General features: G+C 73.7%; 20 protein-coding genes. 11 read left to right on the top strand and 9 right to left on the bottom strand.

Annotated elements, in window-relative coordinates; translation table 11 throughout:
• The first annotated feature begins 66 nt into the window (after positions 1–66).
• The gene (locus ACZ4M3_RS27455) at positions 67–2,919 is read left to right on the top strand and encodes a DEAD/DEAH box helicase (RefSeq protein ID WP_467736980.1); all 2,853 of its coding nucleotides are present in this window, start codon (positions 67–69) and stop codon (positions 2,917–2,919) included.
• Between the two features lie 89 nt (positions 2,920–3,008).
• The gene (locus ACZ4M3_RS27450; RefSeq protein ID WP_467736978.1) at positions 3,009–3,665 is read left to right on the top strand and encodes a TetR/AcrR family transcriptional regulator; all 657 of its coding nucleotides are present in this window, start codon (positions 3,009–3,011) and stop codon (positions 3,663–3,665) included.
• Positions 3,666–3,719: 54 nt separating this feature from the next.
• Here the strand turns inward: ACZ4M3_RS27450 and ACZ4M3_RS27445 are convergent, their stop codons facing one another.
• The 3 genes from ACZ4M3_RS27445 to ACZ4M3_RS27435 form a co-directional block, all read right to left on the bottom strand.
• Complete coding sequence (locus ACZ4M3_RS27445; RefSeq protein ID WP_467736976.1) at positions 3,720–4,682, bottom strand: pseudouridine synthase; 963 nt, start codon at positions 4,680–4,682, stop codon at positions 3,720–3,722.
• A gap of 364 nt (positions 4,683–5,046) precedes the next feature.
• Entirely contained in the window at positions 5,047–5,886 is an 840-nt protein-coding gene (locus ACZ4M3_RS27440) for a siderophore-interacting protein (RefSeq protein WP_467736974.1), read from the bottom strand.
• Between the two features lie 49 nt (positions 5,887–5,935).
• A complete protein-coding gene (locus tag ACZ4M3_RS27435; protein WP_467737052.1) occupies positions 5,936–6,841 on the bottom strand; it encodes a 5'-3' exonuclease in 906 nt (301 codons plus the stop codon).
• A 156-nt stretch (positions 6,842–6,997) separates the two neighbouring features.
• Between ACZ4M3_RS27435 and ACZ4M3_RS27430 the strand changes: the two genes are divergently transcribed.
• Complete coding sequence (locus ACZ4M3_RS27430) at positions 6,998–7,624, top strand: helix-turn-helix domain-containing protein (RefSeq protein ID WP_467736972.1); 627 nt, start codon at positions 6,998–7,000, stop codon at positions 7,622–7,624.
• A 5-nt stretch (positions 7,625–7,629) separates the two neighbouring features.
• Complete coding sequence (locus ACZ4M3_RS27425; protein ID WP_467736970.1) at positions 7,630–8,349, top strand: helical backbone metal receptor; 720 nt, start codon at positions 7,630–7,632, stop codon at positions 8,347–8,349.
• Between the two features lie 212 nt (positions 8,350–8,561).
• Here ACZ4M3_RS27425 and ACZ4M3_RS27420 read toward each other — a convergent pair whose 3' ends face one another.
• Complete coding sequence (locus ACZ4M3_RS27420; protein WP_467736968.1) at positions 8,562–9,680, bottom strand: TDT family transporter; 1,119 nt, start codon at positions 9,678–9,680, stop codon at positions 8,562–8,564.
• 70 nt (positions 9,681–9,750) lie between these two features.
• Between ACZ4M3_RS27420 and ACZ4M3_RS27415 the strand changes: the two genes are divergently transcribed.
• Both ACZ4M3_RS27415 and ACZ4M3_RS27410 read left to right on the top strand, forming a co-directional pair.
• Positions 9,751–10,674 (top strand): LysR family transcriptional regulator, encoded by a 924-nt coding sequence (locus tag ACZ4M3_RS27415; protein WP_467736966.1) that lies wholly within the window; start codon positions 9,751–9,753, stop codon positions 10,672–10,674.
• A gap of 91 nt (positions 10,675–10,765) precedes the next feature.
• Positions 10,766–10,957 (top strand): DUF1059 domain-containing protein, encoded by a 192-nt coding sequence (locus tag ACZ4M3_RS27410; protein ID WP_467736964.1) that lies wholly within the window; start codon positions 10,766–10,768, stop codon positions 10,955–10,957.
• 90 nt (positions 10,958–11,047) lie between these two features.
• Here the strand turns inward: ACZ4M3_RS27410 and ACZ4M3_RS27405 are convergent, their stop codons facing one another.
• The 3 genes from ACZ4M3_RS27405 to ACZ4M3_RS27395 form a co-directional block, all read right to left on the bottom strand.
• Positions 11,048–11,782 (bottom strand): gamma-glutamyl-gamma-aminobutyrate hydrolase family protein, encoded by a 735-nt coding sequence (locus ACZ4M3_RS27405; RefSeq protein WP_467736962.1) that lies wholly within the window; start codon positions 11,780–11,782, stop codon positions 11,048–11,050.
• 44 nt (positions 11,783–11,826) lie between these two features.
• Positions 11,827–13,296, bottom strand: coding sequence for an ethanolamine permease (gene eat / locus ACZ4M3_RS27400; RefSeq protein WP_467736960.1), 1,470 nt, complete (start codon positions 13,294–13,296; stop codon positions 11,827–11,829).
• 161 nt (positions 13,297–13,457) lie between these two features.
• Positions 13,458–14,204: a FadR/GntR family transcriptional regulator gene (locus tag ACZ4M3_RS27395; RefSeq protein ID WP_467736958.1), complete on the bottom strand. Its 747-nt coding sequence runs from the start codon at positions 14,202–14,204 to the stop codon at positions 13,458–13,460.
• Positions 14,205–14,281: 77 nt separating this feature from the next.
• On the opposite strand from ACZ4M3_RS27395, the gene ACZ4M3_RS27390 reads away from it, so the two are divergent.
• From ACZ4M3_RS27390 to ACZ4M3_RS27380, 3 genes are read left to right on the top strand one after another with little or no spacing between them, the layout of a single operon-like run.
• Positions 14,282–15,655 (top strand): glutamine synthetase family protein, encoded by a 1,374-nt coding sequence (locus ACZ4M3_RS27390; RefSeq protein ID WP_467736956.1) that lies wholly within the window; start codon positions 14,282–14,284, stop codon positions 15,653–15,655.
• A gap of 40 nt (positions 15,656–15,695) precedes the next feature.
• On the top strand, positions 15,696–17,066 hold the full coding sequence (locus tag ACZ4M3_RS27385; protein ID WP_467737050.1) for an aldehyde dehydrogenase family protein: 1,371 nt from the start codon (positions 15,696–15,698) through the stop codon (positions 17,064–17,066).
• Between the two features lie 5 nt (positions 17,067–17,071).
• Positions 17,072–17,866 carry a 3-oxoacyl-ACP reductase gene (locus ACZ4M3_RS27380; RefSeq protein ID WP_467736954.1) on the top strand — a complete coding sequence of 265 codons (795 nt, stop codon included), beginning with the start codon at positions 17,072–17,074 and terminating at the stop codon, positions 17,864–17,866.
• Between the two features lie 112 nt (positions 17,867–17,978).
• Here the strand turns inward: ACZ4M3_RS27380 and ACZ4M3_RS27375 are convergent, their stop codons facing one another.
• Positions 17,979–18,482 carry an FBP domain-containing protein gene (locus ACZ4M3_RS27375; protein WP_467736952.1) on the bottom strand — a complete coding sequence of 168 codons (504 nt, stop codon included), beginning with the start codon at positions 18,480–18,482 and terminating at the stop codon, positions 17,979–17,981.
• 98 nt (positions 18,483–18,580) lie between these two features.
• On the bottom strand, positions 18,581–19,774 hold the full coding sequence (locus ACZ4M3_RS27370) for an amino acid deaminase/aldolase (protein WP_467736950.1): 1,194 nt from the start codon (positions 19,772–19,774) through the stop codon (positions 18,581–18,583).
• A 154-nt stretch (positions 19,775–19,928) separates the two neighbouring features.
• Between ACZ4M3_RS27370 and ACZ4M3_RS27365 the strand changes: the two genes are divergently transcribed.
• Entirely contained in the window at positions 19,929–20,720 is a 792-nt protein-coding gene (locus ACZ4M3_RS27365) for a hypothetical protein (RefSeq protein ID WP_467736948.1), read from the top strand.
• Entirely contained in the window at positions 20,717–21,895 is a 1,179-nt protein-coding gene (gene mycP / locus ACZ4M3_RS27360; RefSeq protein ID WP_467736946.1) for a type VII secretion-associated serine protease mycosin, read from the top strand. The genes ACZ4M3_RS27365 and mycP overlap by 4 nt, the downstream gene beginning before the upstream one ends.

The following is a 21,895-nucleotide window of genomic DNA, read 5'->3' as shown; positions in this document are numbered from 1 at the left end:
CGGTCCTCGGGCTGCCCGTTAAAGATCCGACTGTTGTCACAGGCGGCGGGTAGGCTCGAAGACAAGATGACCGAAGAACTCTCACCCGCGCAGCGGTACGCCGCTGCCCGGATCCGCGCCGCCGAAGAGGCCACCGCCCTGGCTCCCTTCCGCGAGATGTACGAATTCGGCCTGGATCCGTACCAGGTCGAGGCCTGCCGGGCCCTGGAGGCGGGCAAGGGCGTCCTCGTCGCCGCCCCCACCGGCTCCGGCAAGACGATCGTCGGCGAGTTCGCCGTGCACCTCGCGCTGCGGCAGGGCCGCAAGTGCTTCTACACCACGCCGATCAAGGCGCTGTCGAACCAGAAGTACGCCGACCTCGTCAAGCGCTACGGCGCCGAGAAGGTCGGCCTGCTGACCGGTGACAACAGCGTCAACTCCGAGGCGCCGGTGGTCGTGATGACCACCGAGGTGCTCCGCAACATGCTCTACGCGGGCTCCCAGTCGCTCCTGGGCCTCGGCTACGTGGTGATGGACGAGGTGCACTACCTCTCCGACCGGTTCCGCGGCGCCGTCTGGGAGGAAGTGATCATCCACCTCCCGGAGTCGGTCACCCTGGTCTCGCTCTCCGCCACCGTCTCCAACGCCGAGGAGTTCGGCGACTGGCTCGACACCGTGCGCGGGGACACCGAGGTGATCGTCTCCGAGGAGCGGCCCGTTCCGCTGTGGCAGCACGTCATGGCCGGCCGCAAGGTCTACGACCTCTTCGAGGAGGAGTCCGACCACGGCGGCCGCGGCTCCGCCCGGCGCGAGGTCAACCCCGACCTGCTGCGCATGGCGCGGGAAGAGAACAGCCGCACGTACAACCCGAAGGACCGGCGGCGCGGCAAGATGGTCCGCGAGGCCGACCGCGAGCGCGAGCGGCGCTCCCGCGGCCGGATCTGGACCCCGAGCCGGCCCGAGGTCATCGCCCGGCTCGACAACGAGGACCTGCTCCCCGCCATCAACTTCATCTTCAGCCGGGCCGGCTGCGAGGCCGCCGTCCAGCAGTGCCTGTACGCGGGCCTGCGGCTCAACGACGAGGGCGCGCGGCTGCGGGTCCGGGAGATCGTCGAGGCGCGCACCTCGTCCATCCCCACCGAGGACCTGCACGTCCTCGGCTACTACGAATGGCTCGAAGGGCTGGAGCGGGGCATCGCCGCGCACCACGCCGGAATGCTGCCGACCTTCAAGGAGGTCGTGGAGGAGCTGTTCGTCCGCGGCCTGGTCAAGGCCGTCTTCGCCACGGAGACCCTCGCGCTCGGCATCAACATGCCCGCGCGGACGGTGATCCTGGAGAAGCTGGTCAAGTGGAACGGCGAACAGCACGCCGACATCACCCCCGGCGAGTACACGCAGCTCACCGGCCGGGCCGGGCGGCGCGGCATCGACGTCGAGGGCCACGCGGTCGTGCTGTGGCAGCGCGGCATGGACCCGGTGGCGCTCGCCGGGCTCGCGGGCACCCGTACCTATCCGCTGCGCTCCAGCTTCAAGCCCTCGTACAACATGGCCGTGAACCTGGTGCAGCAGTTCGGGCGGCACCGCTCGCGCGAGCTGCTGGAGACCTCGTTCGCACAGTTCCAGGCCGACCGCTCGGTCGTCGGCATCTCCCGGCAGGTGCAGCGCAATGAGGAGGGCCTGGACGGCTACCGGGAGGGCATGACCTGCCACCTGGGCAACTTCGAGGAGTACGCGCGGCTGCGCCGCGACCTCAAGGACCGCGAGACGGAGCTGGCCAAGCAGGGCGCGGCGCAGCGCCGGGTCCAGGCGGCCGGTTCGCTGGAGAAGCTCAAGCCGGGCGATGTCATCCACGTGCCGACCGGCAAGTTCGCCGGGCTCGCGCTGGTGCTGGACCCGGGCATGCCGGCCGGCCGGTCCAACGGGCACCGGGGGTACGAGTACACCGAGGGGCCGCGGCCGCTGGTGCTCACCGTGGAGCGCCAGGTCAAGCGGCTCGCGGCGATCGACTTCCCGGTCCCGGTGGAGGCGATCGACCGGATGCGGATCCCGAAGACCTTCAACCCGCGCTCACCGCAGTCGCGTCGGGACCTGGCGTCCGCGCTGCGGGCCAAGGCCGGGCACATAGTCCCCGAGCGGCGGGGGCGCGGGCGGGCCGCCGCGGCCGACGACCGCGAGATCGCCCGGCTGCGCGCCGAGCTGCGGGCGCACCCCTGCCACGGCTGTGACGAGCGCGAGGACCACGCCCGCTGGGCCGAGCGCTACCACCGGCTCAAGCGGGACACCGTGCAGCTGGAGCGGCGCATCGAGGGGCGGACGAACACCATCGCCCGCACCTTCGACCGGATCCACGCCTTGCTGACCGAGCTGGACTACCTGCGCGAGGACGAGGTCACCGTGCACGGCAAGCGGCTCGCCCGGCTGTACGGGGAGCTGGACCTGCTGGCGTCCGAGTGCCTGCGCGAGGGCGTCTGGGAGGGGCTGAACCCGGCCGAACTGGCCGCCTGCGTCTCGGCGCTGGTGTTCGAGGCGCGCCAGTCCGACGACGCGGTGGCGCCCAAGGTGCCGGGCGGCGCGGCGAAGGCGGCGCTGGGCGAGATGGTCCGTATCTGGGGCCGGCTCGACGCCCTGGAGGAGGAGCACCGGATCAACCAGGCGGAGGGCGTGGGCCAGCGCGAGCCGGACCTCGGCTTCGCATGGGCGGCCTACCAGTGGGCGTCCGACAAGAGCCTGGACGAGGTGCTGCGCGAGGCGGAGATGCCGGCCGGTGACTTCGTGCGCTGGTGCAAGCAAGTCATCGACGTGCTCGGGCAGATCGCGGCGGCCGCGCCGGCGTCCTCCGCCCCGCCGTCCTCCCAGGGCGGCAGCACGGTGGCGCGAAATGCCCGTAAGGCCGTGGACGCGCTCCTTCGGGGTGTGGTGGCCTACAGCTCCGTCGGCTAACCGGATTTGGGTCTTCCTCCGAGAGGGGCAAGGCCGGATCTCATCTCTTGCCATGATCGATCGGACGTGGCCCGTGCGACGATCGGCACATGAGTGGGGGAACGGACGAAGGGCCGAGACGGGTCGGTCGGCCACGCGCTGATCAGCTGAGACGGCACGGTGGCCGGCCGCCGCGCGAGGAACTCCTGTGCGCGGCGGCCGAGCTGTTCACGGTGCACGGGTACGCGGCGACCACCACACGGACCGTCGCGGAACGGGCCGGAATGCGCCAGGCGACGATGTACCACTACTTCGGCGGCAAGGAGGAACTCCTCGCCGAACTGCTGGAATCCACGGTCGCGCCCTCGCTGGCGCTGGCCCGCCGGCTGCTGGCCGATAGTGCGCTCCCCGCCGCGCGGCGGCTGTGGGAGCTGTGCCGTTCCGAGGTGCTGCTGCTGTGCGGCGGCCCGTACAACCTCGGCGCCCTCTACCTGCTGCCCGAAGTGCGCGGGACCCGGTTCGCGCAGTTCCACCGGATGCGCGGGGAACTGCGGGGCTCCTACCGGGAGTTGTTGCGCGCCACCTCCGTCGGGGCCGAACTGGCCGGGGACCGGGCCGGGCTGGCCCTGCGCAACGACCTCGTCTTCGGCCTCATCGAGGGGGTCATGCTCACCCACCGCTCCGACCCGGCGCGGCCGGTCGCCGCCTTCGCCGAGGCCGCCGCGGACGCGGCGCTGCGGGTCGCCGGGGTCAGCGAGAAGGCTTGAGGCCCTCGACCCCCTTGCGGCCCCTTGACTTGTGACCCTTGAGGCGTTTTCGCCTCAGGGGCCGGTCTCCCAGCCGGGGAGGTCGTCCCAGGCCCGCAGGGTCAGGCCGCTCTCCAGGCGGTGGGCGGTGCCGGTCAGGGGATCGGTGAACGCGAGTCGGCGGGCGAGGAGTTGGAGCGGGCGCCGGTAGTCGGCCGGGTCCGCGGCCGCGGCGACCACCGGGTAGACGGGATCGCCCAGGATCGGCAGGCCCAGGCTGTTCATGTGCACCCGCAGCTGATGGGTGCGCCCGGTGTGCGGGGTCAGCCGGTAGCGGCCCAGTTCCCCGCGGGTGGCGATGAGCTCGACGAGGCTCTCGGCGTTCGGTTCGGCGCCCGCCACCTCCACCGCGGCCATCTCGCCGCGCACCTTCTCGATGTGGCTGCGTACCGTACGCGGCAGCCGGACCCGCGGATCGTGCGGCGCGACGGCCTCGTACTCCTTGAAGACCTTCCGCTGCTCGAACAGCGACTGGTAGGCGCCGCGGTCCTCGGAGCGGATGCTGAACATCACCAGTCCGGCGGTCATCCGGTCGAGGCGGTGCGCCGGGCTGAGGGCGGGCAGGTCCAGTTCCGCGCGCAGCCGCGCCAGTGCGGTCTGGAAGACGTGGGTGCCGCGCGGGGTCGTCGCCAGGAAGTGCGGCTTGTCCACGACCAGGAGGTGCGGGTCGCGGTGGACCACGCGGATCGGGAACGGCACGACCGGCTCGGGCGGCATGTCCCGGTGGAACCACAGGAACGCGCCCGGCTCGTACGGGTCGCGCGGGCGCAGCACGCGCCCGCCGGGGCCGAGGACGCGGCCCGAGTCCAGCAGCCGCGCCATGGACTCGGCGCCGCGGGTGCCGGCGTAGCGCGCGGCGAGGTAGGCGCCGAGGTCCGGCCACAGCCCGTCCGGGTCGGGGGGCAGCCGCAGCCGGACCGGGTCGATGCCGGCCAGTTGGGGCAGGGGGGCGGGCGGGATGTGGGATCTGCGTCTCATCGGGGTCCAGCGTAGGCCCTGCCGGGGCGGCTACCGGTGGGTGAAGGTGCCCAGGTGGGTGGCGTCCAGGTGCTCGATGCGCAGGGTGGCGCCGGTGAAGGTGGCACCGGTGCGGCCGACCGCGTTCTCGCCGCGGGTCTCGAAGCTGAACGTGTCGCCGTCGTAGTGGGCGAGCGGGTAGCGCTGGGGCCCCGCGCCTCAAACGCCGGCGGGGCTGGGGTGGGCGCGCCTCCAATGTCGGCGGGGCTGGGTTGGGCGCGCCTTCAATGTCGGCGGGGCTGGGTTGGGCGCGTCTCCAATGCCGGCGGGGCTGGGTTGGGCGCGCCTTCAATGCCGGGGGCTGGATCGGGCCCCGGGCTGGATGTCAGGCCGCGGCGGCGGGTTCTTGTTCGGCTTCGATGCGGGCGTTCCAGTCGCGCTTGATCGCTCGCCAGCCTTCGTCCGTCTGGCCCAGGCGCCAGTAGCCCGAGATGGAGAGGCGTTCGCGCGGGATGCCGCGGGCCACGCGGAGGTGGTGGCGGAGGTCCTTCACGAAGCCCGCCTCGCCGTGGACGAAGGCGTGGACGTCGTGCGAGGGGAACTCCAGCGCCGAGACCGCCTCCACCAGGGCCTCGCCGATCGGGCGGTCGCCGCGGTGCAGCCAGACCGGGACGACGCCGTCCGGGGTGGCGATCTTCTGCTCGTCGGCCGGGCCGTCGATCTCCACGAACGCGCGCACCACCGCGCCCGCCGGCATCCGCTCCATCGCCGCGGCGATCGCCGGCAGCGCGCTCTCGTCGCCCGCCAGCAGGTGCCAGCCCGCGGTCGGGGAGGGGGCGTAGGCCCCGCCCGGGCCGAGGAAGCGGACCTCCTCGCCGGGCTGGACGGAGGCCGCCCAGGGCCCGGCGAGGCCCTCGTCGCCGTGCACCACGAAGTCGAGGGCCAGCTCCCGGTGCACCGGGTCCCAGCTGCGGACGGTGTACGCCCGCTGGCGCGGCCACTCCTCGCGCGGGTGCTCGGCGCGGATCCGGTCCAGGTCCCAGGGGGTGTCATAGCGGACGCCGACCGGGGCGAAGAGGAGCTTCACGTAGTGGTCGGTGAAGCCGCCCGCGCCGAATCCGGCCAGCCCGTCTCCGCCCAGCACCACCCGCACCATGTGCGGCGTCAGCCGCTCGGTACGTACGACGACGGCGGTGCCGACCGAGCGGGCGCGTCCTTCTGCCACGGCGTCTCCCCTGACTCCACAGAAACTTAGGTTCCCCTAAGTTAGCATCTCACCGGTGGAGTGCGCTGCCCAGCCGGGCCACGGCTCCGCCCAGGCCCCACCGGCGGGCGAGCGCCTCGACCAGCTCGGGCTGGGCCGGCGCCGCCGGAAGGGCGGGATCGAAGGCCGGCAGCGGGACGTCCGAGGCGACCTTGACCACCTTCGGGGCGACGGCCAGATACGGCCGGGACTCGTCCAGCCGCTTGCGCTGCGCGGGGGTCAGCTTCGACCTCGGGTCGTCGATCGCCGCGATGATCCCGGACAGGCTGCCGAACGCGTCCAGCAGCTTCGCCGCCGTCTTCTCACCGATGCCGGGGACCCCCGGCAGGCCGTCGCTCGGGTCCCCGCGCAGCAGCGCCAGGTCCGCGTAGCCGGGGCCGTCCACTCCGTACTTCTCCCGCAGCCACGCCTCGTCCGTCACCTGGAGCGAGCCGACGCCCTTGAGCGGGTACAGCACGCGCCGCCGCTTCTCGTCGTCGATCAGCTGGTACAGGTCCCGGTCGCCCGTGACGATGTCCACCGGGCCGGTGGCCCGGGCGGTGAGCGTCCCGATGACGTCGTCCGCCTCGTACCCGGCCACGCCCACCCGGGCGATCCCGAACGCGTCCAGCGCCGCCTCGATGATCGGTACCTGCGGGGTGAGGGTGTCCGGCGTCTCCTCGACGTCGGGGCCGCCCTCGCGCTCCTGCGCGACCCGGTGCGCCTTGTAGGACGGGATGAGCTCCACCCGCCACTGCGGCCGCCAGTCGGCGTCCATGCAGGCCACCAGGTCGTCCGGGTGGTGGTCCTGGACCAGCCGGCCGATGAAGTCGAGCAGGCCGCGCACGGCGTTGACCGGCGTGCCGTCCGGGGCCTTCACGGAGTCCGGCACGCCGAAGTACGCGCGGAAGTAGAGGGAGGCGGTGTCCAGGAGCATCAGGCGTCGTGTCGTCACGCTGACGATGATGCCGCAGCCGCCCCGCCGCCCGCGGCCGGCGGCCGGTCCTGCCGTGAACGCGAATCCGGGGGCGGTTGCTGCGTAAGGTGCTTACAGCACACCGATGTGCGACGAGTGGGGGAGGGCAGCCCCGACATGAACGACAAGGACGGCAAGATCGGCACGGACGGCAGGGACGAGAAGGAGAAGGACGGCAAGGAGCGGCCGCTCCGGGTGGGCGTCGCCGTACGCAAACGGCGCCGCGCGCTCCATCTGACCCTCGCCGTCGTGTCGGCGCGCAGCGGCCTGTCCGTCCCCTTCCTGAGCCAGATAGAGAACGAGCGGGCCCGGCCCAGCATGCGTTCCCTGGAGCGGGTCGCGGACGCGCTGGAGACCACGGCCGTCGAACTGCTGGCCGCCTCCGACACCGCGCGCACGGTGGACCTCGTACGGGCCGGGGACGACTCCGGCCTGGCGCCGGCCCCGGGCGTGCGTCCCCTCGTACGCGGGCACCACCAGTTGCACGCGCTCGAATTCAGCGGGGACCAGGACGCGGGCCGCGAGTACCAGCACCGCAACGACGAGCTGATGTACGTGGTCGCGGGCGCCTGCCAGGTGGAGGCCGAGGGGCGGGCGTACCGGCTGGAGAACGGCGACGCGCTGTTCCTGTCCGGTGGCGTACGGCACCGCTGGCGGGCCGTGAGCGAGGACACCCGGATCCTGGTGGTGGCGGTGGGCGAGCACATCCACGCGACGTCCGAGCCGCCGTCCCCGGAGCACTGAGCGGGGTGCGGCGGGTCGTCTCGCTGGTGCCGTCGCTGACCGAGGCGGTGGCGGTCAGCGCGCCCGGCCTGCTCGTCGGGGTCACCGACTGGTGCACGCACCCCGGGGACCTCGGGGGAGCGGTACGGATCGGCGGGACGAAGAACCCCGACGTGCCCGCGATCACCGCGCTGCGCCCGGACCTGGTCATCGCCAACGAGGAGGAGAACCGGGCGCCGGACCTGGCGGCCCTCGGGGCGGCGGGAGTGCCGGTGCTGGTCACCGAGGTCCGCACGCTGGCGCAGGCCTTCGGTGAACTGGACCGGGTGCTGGTGGGGGCGCTGGGGCTGGCGCGGCCGTCCTGGCTGGCCGAGGCGGAGGCCGCGTGGGCGTCGGCGGAGCCGCTCGGTCCGCTGCGCGCCGTCGTACCGGTGTGGCGGCGGCCGTGGATGGTGCTGGGCCGGGACACCTTCGCCGGGGACCTGCTGGCCCGGCTCGGCGTGCGCAACGTCCACGCCGGACACGCCGAGCGCTACCCGCGCATCGCCCCGACCGGCCTGGACGGCGCGGGCTGCGATCTGGTGGTCCTGCCGGACGAGCCGTACCGGTTCACGGCCGAGGACGGCCCCGAGGCGTTCCCGGACCTGCCGGCCGCCCTCGTCAGCGGCCGGCACCTGACCTGGTACGGGCCCTCGCTGGTCGAGGCCCCGGCGGTGCTGGCGCGGGCGCTGCGGGCCGCGCGGTAGCGGGTGTCTGGCGGATCAGGGTCGGATAGCCCGGGTCGGCCGGTGCCGTGGATTGCACGGCGGAGGAGGGAGCCACCGCGGTGGGGGTACCTCTGGGGTCCCCCCCGGACGGAGTCTGGGGGAGATGGCTGGGGGACGTGGGTGACCGACGACAACGCGGCAAGCCGCGGTGCCAGGCGGGCCGGGCCCGGCCATGATCCGCCAGACACCCCCTAACGGGGCAGCAGCCGGCCGGTGAGCAGGCCGCGCAGGGTGTGGGCGGCGGTCAGCAGCCAGGTGGCCAGCAGGGTGAGGAACAGGGCGGCGGCCAGCCAGGCGAAGGCGGTCAGGCCGGTGTGACGGGCCAGGCCGGCGGCTCCGGTCACGCAGGTGCCGACGGGGAAGGTCAGCGCCCACCAGGTCATCGCGAACCCCATGCCGCCCCGGGCCGCCCGGACCAGCAGCGCGGTGGCGAGGGCCAGCCACAGCAGGGCGAAGCCCAGCACGGGCACCCCGTAGACCACGGCGAAGGCGCCGAACGCGTCCGCGTAGGGGGCGCCGATCGACAGGGGAACCAGGTCGGCGAGCTGGTTCACGGCGGTGGCCGACTGGCCGAGGGGACCCAGGACCAGGAACAGGGTGGGGGTCAGCGCCAGTGGCAGTGGCCCGTTCACGATCAGCCGGCCGAAGACGAGGGGCAGCATCAGCAGGACGGCCAGCAGACTCACACCGAAGAGGGCGTAGCAGGCCAGCAGCATCGCCTCGCGGGGCTGGCCGGCGGGCAGGTGGGGGATGAGCAGCGGGCCGAGGGCGGCGGAGACCATGGGGGAGACCAGGGGCAGCAGCCATACGGGGGAGGCCTGCTGGGGCTCGATCCGGTGCCGCACCACCATCAGGTAGGGGATCAGTACCGCCATCAGGAGGCCGATCGCGGTCCCGGCGGTGAAGAACACGGCGTCGGCGGCGACGGCCGCCGGGGTGCCGATCAGGTCCTTGCCGACGATCATGGTGCCGCCGCCGACCGCCAGCAGGGCCATGGCCAGACACCCGTAGAACGGGGCCATGGCGGGGTCCAGCAGGTGGGCGCGCGCCTGGTCGCGGTGGTGGAGCCAGTGCCCGGCGCGGGCGGTGAGCAGGACGGCGAGGGCCGCGGCGGACAGCGCCCAGACGAGCTGGCAGGCCACGCGCTGGCCGGGGAGCTGGTACGGGAGGGTGGCGCCGGCGTTGGCGACGATCGCCGTGCCCATCACGCAGGCGTACCAGTTGGGGCCGAGGTTGCGGAGCGCGGGGGCCTTGTGGGCCCGGGGCGCAGGTGCGGTGGTGGTGCGGGGTCGCACGAGGGTGGTGGCCATGGCCCCAGCCTCGTGGCCGGGCGCGGCCGGGGGGAGGGGGCGGTTCCGTATGAGGGCATAAACTGGGTTTATGGGTAATGAGGAACGGGTGCCGCTGGCGCACCGGGTGCCGGACCTGGGCGCGCTGGAGCTGTTGCTCACGGTCGCGCGGGTCGGCAGCCTGAGCGGGGCGGCCCGGCGGCTGGGGATCACCCAGCCGGCGGCGAGCAGCCGGATCCGGGCGATGGAGACCCGGCTGGGGGTGGCGCTGGTGGACCGCTCGCCGCGCGGCTCGACGCTGACGGCGCAGGGCGCGCTGGTCACGGACTGGGCGCGGCGGGTGGTGGAGGCGGCCGAGGCCTTCGACGTGGGCGCGCAGGCGCTGCGGGGACAGCGGGACTCGCGGCTGCGGGTCGCGGCCAGTATGACGATCGCGGAGTACCTGCTGCCCGGGTGGCTGATCGCACTGCGGGGGCAGCGGCCGGGGACCGCGGTGTCCCTGCACGCGGGGAACTCGGCGATCGTCGCCGAGCTGGTCCTCGCGCACGAAGCGGACCTGGGCTTCGTGGAGGGGCTCTCGGTGCCCGAGGGACTGGACTCGGCGGTCATCGCGCAGGACCGGCTCGTGGTGGCGGTGGCTCCTGGGCACCCGTGGGCGCGGCGCCCGCGCGGGGTGGCGGCCGAGGAGCTGGCGGCGACCCCGCTGATCCTGCGCGAGCGGGGATCGGGGACCCGGCAGGTGCTGGACGCGGCGCTGGCCGGGTCCGGGGGACTGGCGCAGCCGCTGCTGGAGCTGGCGTCCACCACCGCGGTGAAGTCGGCGGCGCTGAGCGGGGCGGGGCCGTGCGTGCTGTCGGAGCTGGCGGTGGGGGACGAGCTGGGGTCCCGGCGGCTGGTGGAGGTGCCGGTGGCCGGTGCGGGCCTGGCCCGGGCGCTGCGGGCCGTCTGGCCGACGGGCGCCCGCCCGGCCGGCCCGGCCCGCGACCTGCTCTCCCTGACCCGCCGCCCGGCGTGACCGGGCCGGGCACGGCCGACGCGGGGCCAGTGTTCGCCATCGTGACGGTACGGGCGGACAATGGAGGCAGTCGGATCCGAGGAGGCGCGTGATGCGCAAGATGATCGACTGCCGCGAATTCCCGAGTGAATCGAACTGCAGCCTCTTCATGGCGGGCGAGGAAGCGGAACTGGTCCGCGCCGCGGAGGAGCACGCCGTTTCCGTGCACGGCCACACCGCGAGCCAGGAGCTGCGCGACCAGCTCAAGGCGGCCATGAAGGACGAGGTCCCGCAGCACGCCTGAGCCGTCGGACGGCGCGGGCCGGGCAGCCGCACCGGGTGCGAATGACGGGCTGCCGCCCCGGACCGTCCTGAGAAGCCGCCCGGGCCTCCCCTAGAGGGCCGCCGGGGCCAAGGCCGCCGCGGTGGGCGCCGTGAGGTTGAACTCCGCCGCCGCGTCGACCAGGGCCGCCATCACCCGGGTGTCCTTGTCGCGTTCGGGGTGCCACTGCACGCCCACCACCCAGCGGTCCGGGTCCGGCAGTTCGATGGCCTCGACCGTGCCGTCCAGGGCGTGCGCCGAGACGACCAGTCCCTCGCCCAGCCGGTCCACCGCCTGGTGGTGGTAGGTCGGGACCTCGGCCTGCTCCGGGACCAGCGCCGCGTAGCGGGTGCCGCCGACGGGGCGGACCGGGTGCCAGGACGTGACGCCGGGGGTGTCCACGTGGCCGTCGATGTGCTGGATCAGGGTGCCGCCCAGGGCCACGTTCAGCGCCTGCATGCCCCGGCAGATGCCGAGCAGCGGGGCGCCGGACTCCAGCGCGGCCCTGATCAGGGCGAGCTCCCAGGTGTCACGGACCGTCGCGGGGGCGCCCGTACGGGGGTCGCGCGGGGCGCCGTAGTGCACCGGGTCCACGTCCGGACCGCCCGCGACGACCAGGCCGTCCACCCGGCTCAGCACCTCCGCCGCCCGGGACGGGTCGTCCGGGGGCAGCAGCACGGCCGTACCGCCCGCCGCCTGGACGAGTTCGTAGTACCCGGAGGGGACGAGGGACGTCGCGAGGTCCCACACGCCGTAGCGGGTGGACGCCTCGACGTAGGTGGTGATGCCGATGAGCGGCCTGGGCACGGTTCTACCTCCAGGTGGACGGGATCCGGGTCAGCGTCAGGATTTCAGTCACGGGTCAATTCCGCCTCGGCTTCGGCCAGCGCCGCGAACTCCTCCTCGGGCGCGGACGCGACGAGCCGGTGGCGGCTGTAGCAGGCGAAGTAGGCGAGCGCGACGGCGTAGACGGCCAGCGCGATGAACGCCGCGTCCTGGTCCACCAGGAAGGTGGCGACCAGTGCGGACAGGGCCAGCACGAAGGCCACCGAAGAGGTGACGGCGCCGCCCGGCGTGCGGTACGGGCGCTCCAGGCCGGGCTCGCGGCGGCGCAGCACGATGTGGGACAGGGCCATCAGGGCGTAGGAGATGGTCGCGCCGAACACCGCGATGTTCAGCATGCGCGGGCCGTTGCCGGTGGCGGCGGCCAGCGCGAACCCGATCGCACCGGGTATCAGCAGGCCCAGGTACGGGGCCTTGCGCTTCGAGGTGAGGGACAGGAAGCGCGGCAGGTAGCCGGCCCGCGACAGGGCGAACAGCTGCCGGGAGCCCGCGTAGATGAGGGAGAAGAAGGAGGCCACGAGCCCGGCGAGGCCGGCGTAGTTGACGAAGGTCTTGAGCCAGGACCGGCCCGGGTCGCCCTCCAGCGCCACGACCAGCGGGTTGCCCGCGTCCTTGATGGCGTCCGCGCCGCGGGCGCCGGTGGAGGCCAGGAACGTCATGAGGGCCAGCAGGACCAGGATGCCCATGGAGATGGACAGCGCGCGGGGCATCGAGCGGACCGGGTCCTTGGCCTCCTCGGCCGCGAGCGGGACGCCCTCCACGCCGAGGAAGAACCACATGCCGAAGGGGAACGCGGACCAGATGCCGAGGAACCCGAGCGGCAGCCACGAACTCGCGCCCGCGGCCGTGGTGTCGACGGCGATGTCGTCCAGTCGGGCCGGGTCGAACTCGGTGAACGCGCCCAGCGCGAAGACGATGAGGGCCAGCACGGCGACCGCGGTGACGACGAGGGAGAAGCGCAGGGCTTCGCCCACCCCCCACAGGTGGATGCCGATGAACACGGCGAAGCAGGCGAGGTAGACGGGCCAGCCGGAGGTGAGGCCGAACAGGTGCAGCGACTCGACGTAGTCGCCGATGAAGATGGAGATCGCGGCGGGCGCGAGGATGTACTCGATGAGGATGGCCGTGCCGGTGAGGAAGCCGCCCCAGGTGCCCAGCGCCCGGCGGGCGAAGCCGTAACCGCCGCCCGCCGTGGGCAGGATGGCGGACAGCTCGGCGAGCGAGAACACCAGGCAGGCGTACATCGCGCCCATCAGTGCGGTCGCGATGGCGAGGCCGCCGAACCCGCCTTGGGCGAGACCGACGTTCCAGCCGGAGAAGTCGCCCGAGACGACGTAGGCGACGCCGAGGCCGGTGAGCAGCAGCCACCCGGCGCTGCCGCGGCGCAGCGTGCGGCGCTCCAGGTAGGTGTCGCCGGCCTGCGGGGCCTTGGTGGATCCGGGCGCGGCGGTCAGCCGGGCCTCGATGTCGTCGGCCATGTGCGCTCCTGCCTGGGGCAAGGTGGTGCAACGGGTGATGGGGGTGAGACGCGTGCAATGGTTGTGAGGCGTACCTTTGCGTCATGAGGGTGGAGCGCGCAAGTCCCCGGTGTTAAACAGGGGTTACGAAAACCTCTCGGTCTTGCGCCGCTCCGGACGGTTCACGCCAGGAATCCCCGCAGCAGCGCGGCCGTGCCGCAGCAGTGCTCGCGCATCGTCGCGCGGGCCGAGTCCGCGTCCCGCTCCAGCACCGCCTCGACCAGTGCGGTGTGCTGCTGCTGTGAGTGCTCCAGGTTGCGCACCAGCAGCGGAATGCAGTCCAGCAGGTCGTTGACGGTCGCCCGGACGGCCGCGTACTGGGCCGTCAGGGTGGGCGATCCCGCCAGTTCGCACAGGGTGAGGTGGAACAGGGTGTCCTGGCGGCGGTAGTCCTGGAGCGGGGCGTCATGGGTGGCGGCGAGGGCGCCGAGCAGCCGTTCCGTACCCTCCTCGGTGAGCCCGTGCGTGGCGCACAGGCCGGCCGCGCCCACCTCCAGGACCTCGCGGAACCGCAGCGCGTCCTCGATGTCCACCCCCGCGACCCGGCGGCGCAGCTCCTGCTCGGCGCCGCCGGCCGGCGGGTCGGGGCGGCCCAGCACAAACGTTCCGCCGTACCGGCCGCGCCGGGCCTCCACCAGGCCCTGGTCCTGGAGCACCTTCAGCACCTCGCGCAGGGTGACCCGGCTGATGCCCATCCGCTCAGCCAACTCCCGCTCGGGCGGCAGCCGTTCCCCACCGGACACCAGCCCCAGCCGGACCACCTGGAGGATCTGCTCCAGCGCCTCCTCGAAACCGTTGCCCGCGCGCACCTGTCGCAGCACGGGATTCAGCCGTGCGATCGCGTCGCCCTCACTCGCCGTATCGGCCATCTCGGCTCCACCCCTTCCCAAGCAATGGTTCTGTTCAATACCTTAGGTCCCCTCGGCTCACCGAAGGAGAGATTCCAGTGGTAGACCGCAAGCCCCCGCTCGCGCCCGAGGAGCTCCGCTCCCTGGTCGCCAGCGGAGAGATCGACACAGTCGTCCTGGCCTTCCCCGACATGCAAGGGCGCCTCCAGGGCAAGCGGTTCGCCGCACAGTTCTTCCTCGACGAAGTCCTCGCCCACGGCACCGAGGGCTGCAACTACCTGCTCGCCGTCGACACCGAGATGAACACGGTCGACGGATACGAGATGTCCTCCTGGGACCGCGGCTACGGCGACTTCGCCATGCACGCCGACCTCGCCACCCTGCGCCGCATCCCGTGGAACCCCGGCAGCGCGTTCGTCCTCGCCGACCTCGCCTGGAACGACGGCTCGCCCGTCGTTGCCGCGCCCCGGCAGATCCTGCGCCGCCAGCTGGAGCGCCTCGCCGAGCACGGGTACACCGCGATGGTCGGCACCGAGCTGGAGTTCATGGTGTTCCAGGACACCTACGAACAGGCCTGGAACTCCGGCTACCGCGACCTGACCCCCGCCAACCAGTACAACATCGACTACTCCGTCCTCGGCACCGGCCGCATCGAGCCCCTGCTGCGCCGCATCCGCAACGAGATGCAGGCCGCGGGCCTGGTCGTCGAGTCCGCCAAGGGCGAGTGCAACCTCGGCCAGCACGAGATCGTCTTCCGCTACGACGAGGCGCTCACCACCTGCGACCAGCACTCCGTCTACAAGACGGGGGCCAAGGAGATCGCCGCCCAAGAGGGCGTCTCGCTCACCTTCATGGCCAAGTACGACGAGCGCGAAGGCAACTCCTGCCACATCCACCTCTCGCTCACCGACACCGACGGACACAACGTGATGGCCGGCGACGGGAACGTCCAAGAACACGGCATGTCACCGGTGATGCGCCACTTCCTGGCCGGCCAGCTCGCCGCACTGCGCGACTTCTCCCTTCTCTACGCCCCGAACATCAACTCGTACAAGCGCTTCCGGCCCGGATCGTTCGCCCCGACCGCCGTCGCCTGGGGCGTGGACAACCGGACCTGCGCCCTGCGCGTGGTCGGCCACGGCCGCTCCATGCGCTTCGAGAACCGGCTCCCCGGCGGCGACGTGAACCCCTACCTGGCCGTCGCCGGACTGGTCGCGGCCGGGCTCTACGGCATCGAGAACCGCCTCGAACTGCCCGAGGCCTGCACCGGCAACGCCTACACCGCCGACTTCGCGCACGTCCCCAGCACCCTGCGCGAGGCCGCGGAGCTCTGGGAGAACAGCGAGATCGCCAAGGCCGCCTTCGGCCCCGAGGTCGTCGCCCACTACCGCAACATGGCCCGCGTCGAACTCGACGCGTACGACTCCGCGGTCACCGACTGGGAGCTGCGCCGCTCCTTCGAACGCCTGTAACTCCCCCTACGGAAAGTCTGTGAGGCACCACGTGTCCGAAGTGCTGGCCCCTTCCGCCCTGCACGTGCTGAATCCGGCCACCGAGGAACTCGTCGCCACCGTCCCGGCCGCCACACGGGACGACGTCGACGCCGCCGTCGCCAGAGCCGCGGGCGCCCAGCGCGGCTGGGCGGCCGCGGCCCCCGCCGACCGGGCCAGGCTGCTGCGCCGGTTCGCCGCGGTGGTGGACGGACACGCCGAGGAACTCGCCCGGCTGGAAGTCCGCGAAGCCGGCCACACCATCGGCAACGCCCGCTGGGAAGCGGGCAACGTACGCGACCTGCTCGACTTCGCCGCCGGGGGAGTCGAACGGCTCTCCGGCCGGCAGATCCCCGTCGCGGGCGGCATCGACGTCACCTTCCTCGAACCCCTCGGCGTCATCGGCGTGATCGCCCCCTGGAACTTCCCCATGCCGATCGCCGCCTGGGGCCTGGCACCCGCCCTCGCCGCGGGCAACGCCGTCATCCTCAAGCCCGCCGAGACCACCCCCCTCACCGCCCTGCGCCTCGCCGAACTCGCCCTCGAAGCCGGGATCCCCGAGCACCTCTTCCAGGTGCTCCCCGGCACCGGTGCCGTCACCGGCGACGCGCTGGTGGAACACCCCGGAGTCGCCAAGATCGTCTTCACCGGCTCCACCGCCGTCGGCAAGCAGATCATGTCCAAGTGCGCCGACCGGGTGAAGCGGATCACCCTCGAACTCGGCGGCAAGAGCCCCAACATCGTCTTCGCCGACGCCGACATCGAGGCCGCGGCGGCCGCCGCCCCCATGGCCTTCCTCGACAACACCGGCCAGGACTGCTGCGCCCGCACCCGCATCCTCGTCCAGCGCTCCGCTTACGACCGGTTCCTGGAACTCGTCGCCCCGGCCCTCCAGGACGTGCGCGTCGGCGACCCCGCCGACGAGAAGACCCAGATGGGCCCGCTGATCTCGCGGACCCAGCTGGAGCGGGTCCGCGGATACGTCACCGACGACCTCACCGCCGTCCGCGGCACCGCCCCGGAGGGGCCCGGCTTCTGGTACCCGCCGACCCTCGTCACGGACGTCGCCCCCACCGCGCCCGTGGCCATGGAGGAGGTCTTCGGCCCGGTCGCCGTCGTCCTGCCCTTCGAGGACGAGGAAGACGCCGTACGCCTGGCCAACGCCACCGACTACGGCCTCTCCGGCTCCCTCTGGACCCGCGACATCGGCCGCGCCCTGCGCGTCTCGCGCGCCGTCGCCGCCGGGAACCTGTCCGTCAACTCCCACAGCAGCGTCCGCTACTGGACCCCCTTCGGCGGCTACAAGCAGTCCGGCCTCGGCCGGGAGCTCGGACCCGACGCCCTGACCGCATTCACCGAGACCAAGAACGTCTTCATCAGCACGGAGGCCTGAACCCCATGTCCAGTCGAGTCAACGAAGAGCCCGTCTGCCGCCGCCTGGTCGGCCGCACCGCCGTCATCACCGGCGCCGGCAGCGGCATCGGCCTCGCCACCGCCCGCCGCCTGGCCTCCGAGGGCGCCGACGTCGTCTGCGGAGACATCGACGAGACCGCCGGCAAGGCCGCGGCCGAGGAAGTCGGCGGTACCTTCGTCAAGGTCGACGTCACCAGCCCCGAGGAGGTCGAAGCCCTCTTCAAGACCGCCTTCGACACCTACGGCTCCGTCGACATCGCCTTCAACAACGCCGGCATCTCCCCGCCGGACGACGACTCCATCCTCACCACCGGTCTGGAGGCCTGGAAGCGCGTCCAGGACGTCAACCTCACCTCGGTCTACCTGTGCTGCAAGGCCGCCCTGCCCTACATGCAGCGCCAGGGCCGCGGCTCCATCATCAACACCGCTTCCTTCGTGGCCGTCATGGGCGCCGCCACTTCCCAGATCTCCTACACCGCCTCCAAGGGCGGCGTCCTCGCCATGTCCCGCGAACTCGGCGTGCAGTTCGCCCGCGAGGGCATCCGCGTCAACGCGCTGTGCCCGGGGCCGGTCAACACCCCGCTGCTCCAGGAACTGTTCGCCAAGGACCCCGAGCGGGCCGCCCGGCGCCTGGTGCACATCCCGCTCGGCCGGTTCGCCGAACCCACCGAGATCGCCGCCGCCGTCGCCTTCCTGGCCAGCGACGACTCCTCGTTCATCAACGCCACCGACTTCCTGGTGGACGGCGGCATCTCCGGCGCGTACGTCACGCCCCTGTAGGGACGGCCCAGGGGCCGCCCCTCCGCCGTGCCCCGGCAGCCGGACGTCGCCCGGCGTCCGGCTGCCGGGCCGCGCCGCACCGTTCGCGGACGCGGTGTTCCGGGCGCCGTCGTCAGCCGGTGACCTTGGCGGCGAAGGCGTCCAGGTTCGCCTCGGCGCGCGCCACGCGCTCCTCCAGGGACAGCGTCTCCTCGTATCCGCGGGTACGCAGCTTCGGCTGCCGCTTGCCCCGCATGTAGAGGGAGCACGCCAGGTCGGCGCACAGGTACGTACCGACGCTGTTGCCCTCCCGGCCGCGCGCCCCCGCCAGCGGAGCGACGAGCAGGGCGACACCGGAGGACGCGTGCCCGGTCAGGCATATCTGGCAGATGCTCGACTTGAAGGCGGCCGCCCGGTTCGCCCCCGGCACCCGCAGGGTGATGCCGACGGCCGAGCCGTCCGCCGCGGGCCGCACGATATGGGCGCGCAGCGGCGCGCCCGGATCGACCCAGCCGAGGAAGTCCAGGTCGTCCCAGGGGAGTTCGGCGAAGTCCAGCGGCAGCTTCAGCCGGGCCGCCTCGCCCTTGCTGCAGTTCACGAAGGACGAGCGGATCTGTTGTTCGGTGAGCGGGTCCATGGAGGGCACGTTACGTGCCGGTACGGACCGCGGTCACCCGATATTCGCCCCGCCGGATCCGCCCCGCCGGATCCACTGCGCCGGAGCCCCCCGCCGCCTCACAGGAAGGTGCGGCCCTCGCCCCGGTAGGTCGGGACGGTGGCCGTCACCCGGTCGCCCTCGACCAGGTGCAGCGCGTCGAAGCGCTCGCACAGCTCACCCGCCTTCGCGTGCCGGAACCAGACCCGGTCCCCGATCAGCAGGTCGTCGGCCGGGCCGCCCAGCAGCGGCGTCTGCACCTCGCCCGCGCCCTCCTGCGGGTCGTAGCGCAGCCCCCGCGGCAGGTACGGCTCTGGCAGCCGGTCCGGGCCGGGGGCGCCGGAGGCCGGGTAGCCGCCGCCGAGCACCGTCACCACCCCGACGCCGGGCCTGCGCACCACCGGCAGGGCGAAGAGCGCGGCCGGCCGGCCCCGGAACGAGGTGTAGTTGTCGAACAGGCGCGGCACGTACAGCCCCGACCCGGCGGCGATCTCCGTGACGGCCTCCTCGGCGGCGGTGTGCTGCACGCTGCCGGTCCCGCCGCCGTTGACGAACTCCAGGTCCGGCACGACGGCCCGGACGGCCCGGACCGCCTCGGCGCGCCGGGCCGCGAGCTCCCGGCGCGCCGCGGCCTGCATCAGCCGGATCGCCCGGGAGCGCACCGGGCGCCCCCCGAGCAGGTCCCCGACCCCGGCCACGTGGCCCTCGTAGCCCATCAGCCCCACCACCCGGAACCCCGGTCGGGCGCTCACCGTACGGGCCAGCGCGGCGAGCTGGGCCGGCTCGCGCAGCGGCGAGCGGCGGGCCCCGACCCGGATCCGGCCGCCGAGCAGCCGCAGCGCGGTGTCCAGCTCCAGGCAGACCCGGACCTCCTCGGCGCCGCCGGCGCGGGAGCGGTCGATCAGCTCCAGCTGCGCGGGGTCGTCGACCATCACGGTCACGGCGGCGGCGAGCTTCGGGTCGGCGGCGAGTTCGGCGAAACCTGCGCGGTCCGCGGACGGATAGGCGAGGAGCACGTCCGCGAAACCGGAGCGGGCCAGCCAGATGCTCTCCGCGAGCGTGTACGACATGATCCCGGCGAACCCGGGCCGGGCCAGCACCCGTTCCAGCAGCGCCCGGCACCGCACGGACTTGCTGGCCACCCGGATCGGCTTGCCGCCGGCGCGGCGGACGAGGTCGTCGGCGTTGGCGTCGAACGCGTCCAGGTCGACGATCGCCAGCGGCGCGTCGAGGTGGGCGGTGGCCGCGTCGTACCGGGCACGGTCGGAAGTCATGGCGGCAGCCTGCCACGCGGGTGTACCCGTGGGTAGGGGTCGGGCGCGGTCCCTCGGCACTTCGCGCACCCCGGGGGACACCGCGGGCCGGCCCGCTCGACCTCGTAGAGTACGGACAAGGCCGCAGCGGACGAACGGGGGGCGGAGCCGCCGGATGACGACGTCTACACCGCTGCCCGCGGACCTCGCCGGACCCGGCCCCGGGACGGCCCCCGGCCACCGCGGCCCCGCCCGCGTCACCGCCGCCGTGCTCTGCGCGCTGCTGGGCACCGGCCTCACCGCGGGGGCCGCCGCCACCGCCTGGAGCGACCACCGCGCCGCCCACCGCCCCCGGCCGGCCGACGCCGCCTACCGCGCGGCCGCGTCGCTGTGGCGCAACGCCCCCGTCGACCGGCTCCTGCCGCCGGTGATCGAGGGCTCCGGCGACGGCCCCGGCGGCGCCGACCGGACCTGGACCAGGGTCGCGCTCGCCCCCGACGCGGACTGCGGCCCCGCCGCCCTCAACGCCGACTGGCGCGCCGCCCTGGCCCCCACCGGCTGTGCCCGGGTCCTGCGCGCCACCTACACCGACTCCACCCGCAGCTCCCTGGTCAGCGTCGGCCTGGTCTTCACCACCGCCGACCCGGCCGTCCTGGCCGGGCTGCACGGCCACCTCCCCGCCCCCTCCGGCTACGGCTTCACCGACCCGCAGCGCGCCACCTGGGCCGCGGACGTCGTCACCCGGGCCCCGGCCGTCGTCTACGCCGTCTCCGCCTTCGCCGACGGCCGGATCCAGGACGCGCCCCAGCCGGCCGAGGAAGCCGCCCGGCCCGCCGCCACCGGGGCACCGGCCCAGGCGGGCCTCGGCCACGAGGCCAAGGCCGTCGCCGGGCGGGTCGAGCGGGCCGTCGAGGACCTCGCCGCCCCGCCGGCGCCGCACCGCACGGACCCGGAGTCCGCCCGATGAGCCGAACCCGCACGGCCGGGGCGCTGGCCCTCGCCGCCCTCCTCACCGCCGCCGGCGCGCACCCCGCGGCCGCCGACGTCGTCCGCGACCGCCAGTGGGGCCTGCTCACCCTGCGCGCCGAAGAGGCCTGGGGCACCACCCAGGGCGAGGGGGTCACGGTCGCCGTCCTGGACACCGGCGTCGACGGCACCCACCCCGACCTCGCCGGCCAGGTCCTCGACGGCGCCGACCTCGTCGGCATGGGCGCCGGCCGGGGCGACCGCGCCTGGGCCCGGCACGGCACCGCGATGGCCGCCATCATCGCCGGACGCGGCCACGGCCCCGACCGCGCCGAAGGCGTGCTCGGCGTCGCCCCGCGCGCCCGGATCCTGCCGGTCCGGGTGATCCTGGAGGAGAGCGACCCCGGCCGTGCCAAGGCCCGCGACAGCAAGTCGGGCGCGCTCGCCGAAGGCATCCGCTGGGCCGCCGACCACGGGGCCGACGTCATCAACCTCTCGCTGGGCGACGACAGCGAATCCGCCCACCACGAAGCCGCCGAGGACGAGGCGGTCCAGTACGCGCTCGGCAAGGGCGTGGTGGTCGTCGCCTCCGCGGGCAACGGCGGCGAGCACGGCGACCCCGTCTCCTACCCCGCGGCCTACCCGGGGGTGATCGCGGTCGCCGCCGTCGACCGCAAGGGCCACAAGGCCGGCTTCTCCACCCGCCACTGGTACGCGACCGTCAGCGCCCCCGGCGTCGACGTGGTGATCGCCGACCCCGACCGCAGCTACTACGAGGGCTGGGGCACCAGCGCGGCCGCCGCCTTCGTCTCCGGCACGGTCGCCCTGGTCAAGGCCGCCCACCCCGGCCTCTCCCCGGCACAGATCAAGAAGCTGCTCCGGGACACCGCCGCGGACGCCCCGGCCGGCGGCCGCGACGACTCCCGCGGATACGGCACGGTGGACGCCGCCGCCGCGCTCCAGGGCGCGGACGGGCTCCGCCCGGAGGCGCCGCTGCCCACGCCCGTCGCGGCCGGGCGCCCCTACTTCGGCCCCGGCCCCGAGTCCGCCGCCCGTACCGAGCGCCGGCCCCGGCTGGGCGCCCCGGCGGCGGCCGCCGCGGGGGTGGCGCTGCTGGTGGTGGCCGCCGTACTGGCCCGGCGTCCGCGCGGCCCGCGGCGGGATAGGGTCGGTTAA

It is taken from the genome of Streptomyces sp. NPDC026522 (assembly GCF_055567555.1).
Note: the sequence above shows the minus strand (reverse complement) of the source record. Positions and strands in the feature narration are given on the sequence as shown.

Bases quoted from the DNA above. Each gene is read 5' to 3' on its own strand.
- ACZ4M3_RS27455 (WP_467736980.1), top strand. From the start codon at position 67: ATGACCGAAGAACTCTCACCCGCGCAGCGGTACGCCGCTGCCCGGATC.
- ACZ4M3_RS27450 (WP_467736978.1), top strand. From the start codon at position 3,009: ATGAGTGGGGGAACGGACGAAGGGCCGAGACGGGTCGGTCGGCCACGC.
- ACZ4M3_RS27445 (WP_467736976.1), bottom strand. From the start codon at position 4,682: ATGAGACGCAGATCCCACATCCCGCCCGCCCCCCTGCCCCAACTGGCC.
- ACZ4M3_RS27435 (WP_467737052.1), bottom strand. From the start codon at position 6,841: ATGCTCCTGGACACCGCCTCCCTCTACTTCCGCGCGTACTTCGGCGTG.
- ACZ4M3_RS27430 (WP_467736972.1), top strand. From the start codon at position 6,998: ATGAACGACAAGGACGGCAAGATCGGCACGGACGGCAGGGACGAGAAG.
- ACZ4M3_RS27420 (WP_467736968.1), bottom strand. From the start codon at position 9,680: ATGGCCACCACCCTCGTGCGACCCCGCACCACCACCGCACCTGCGCCC.
- ACZ4M3_RS27415 (WP_467736966.1), top strand. From the start codon at position 9,751: ATGGGTAATGAGGAACGGGTGCCGCTGGCGCACCGGGTGCCGGACCTG.
- ACZ4M3_RS27410 (WP_467736964.1), top strand. From the start codon at position 10,766: ATGCGCAAGATGATCGACTGCCGCGAATTCCCGAGTGAATCGAACTGC.
- eat (WP_467736960.1), bottom strand. From the start codon at position 13,296: ATGGCCGACGACATCGAGGCCCGGCTGACCGCCGCGCCCGGATCCACC.
- ACZ4M3_RS27395 (WP_467736958.1), bottom strand. From the start codon at position 14,204: ATGGCCGATACGGCGAGTGAGGGCGACGCGATCGCACGGCTGAATCCC.
- ACZ4M3_RS27380 (WP_467736954.1), top strand. From the start codon at position 17,072: ATGTCCAGTCGAGTCAACGAAGAGCCCGTCTGCCGCCGCCTGGTCGGC.
- ACZ4M3_RS27375 (WP_467736952.1), bottom strand. From the start codon at position 18,482: ATGGACCCGCTCACCGAACAACAGATCCGCTCGTCCTTCGTGAACTGC.
- ACZ4M3_RS27370 (WP_467736950.1), bottom strand. From the start codon at position 19,774: ATGACTTCCGACCGTGCCCGGTACGACGCGGCCACCGCCCACCTCGAC.
- ACZ4M3_RS27365 (WP_467736948.1), top strand. From the start codon at position 19,929: ATGACGACGTCTACACCGCTGCCCGCGGACCTCGCCGGACCCGGCCCC.
- mycP (WP_467736946.1), top strand. From the start codon at position 20,717: ATGAGCCGAACCCGCACGGCCGGGGCGCTGGCCCTCGCCGCCCTCCTC.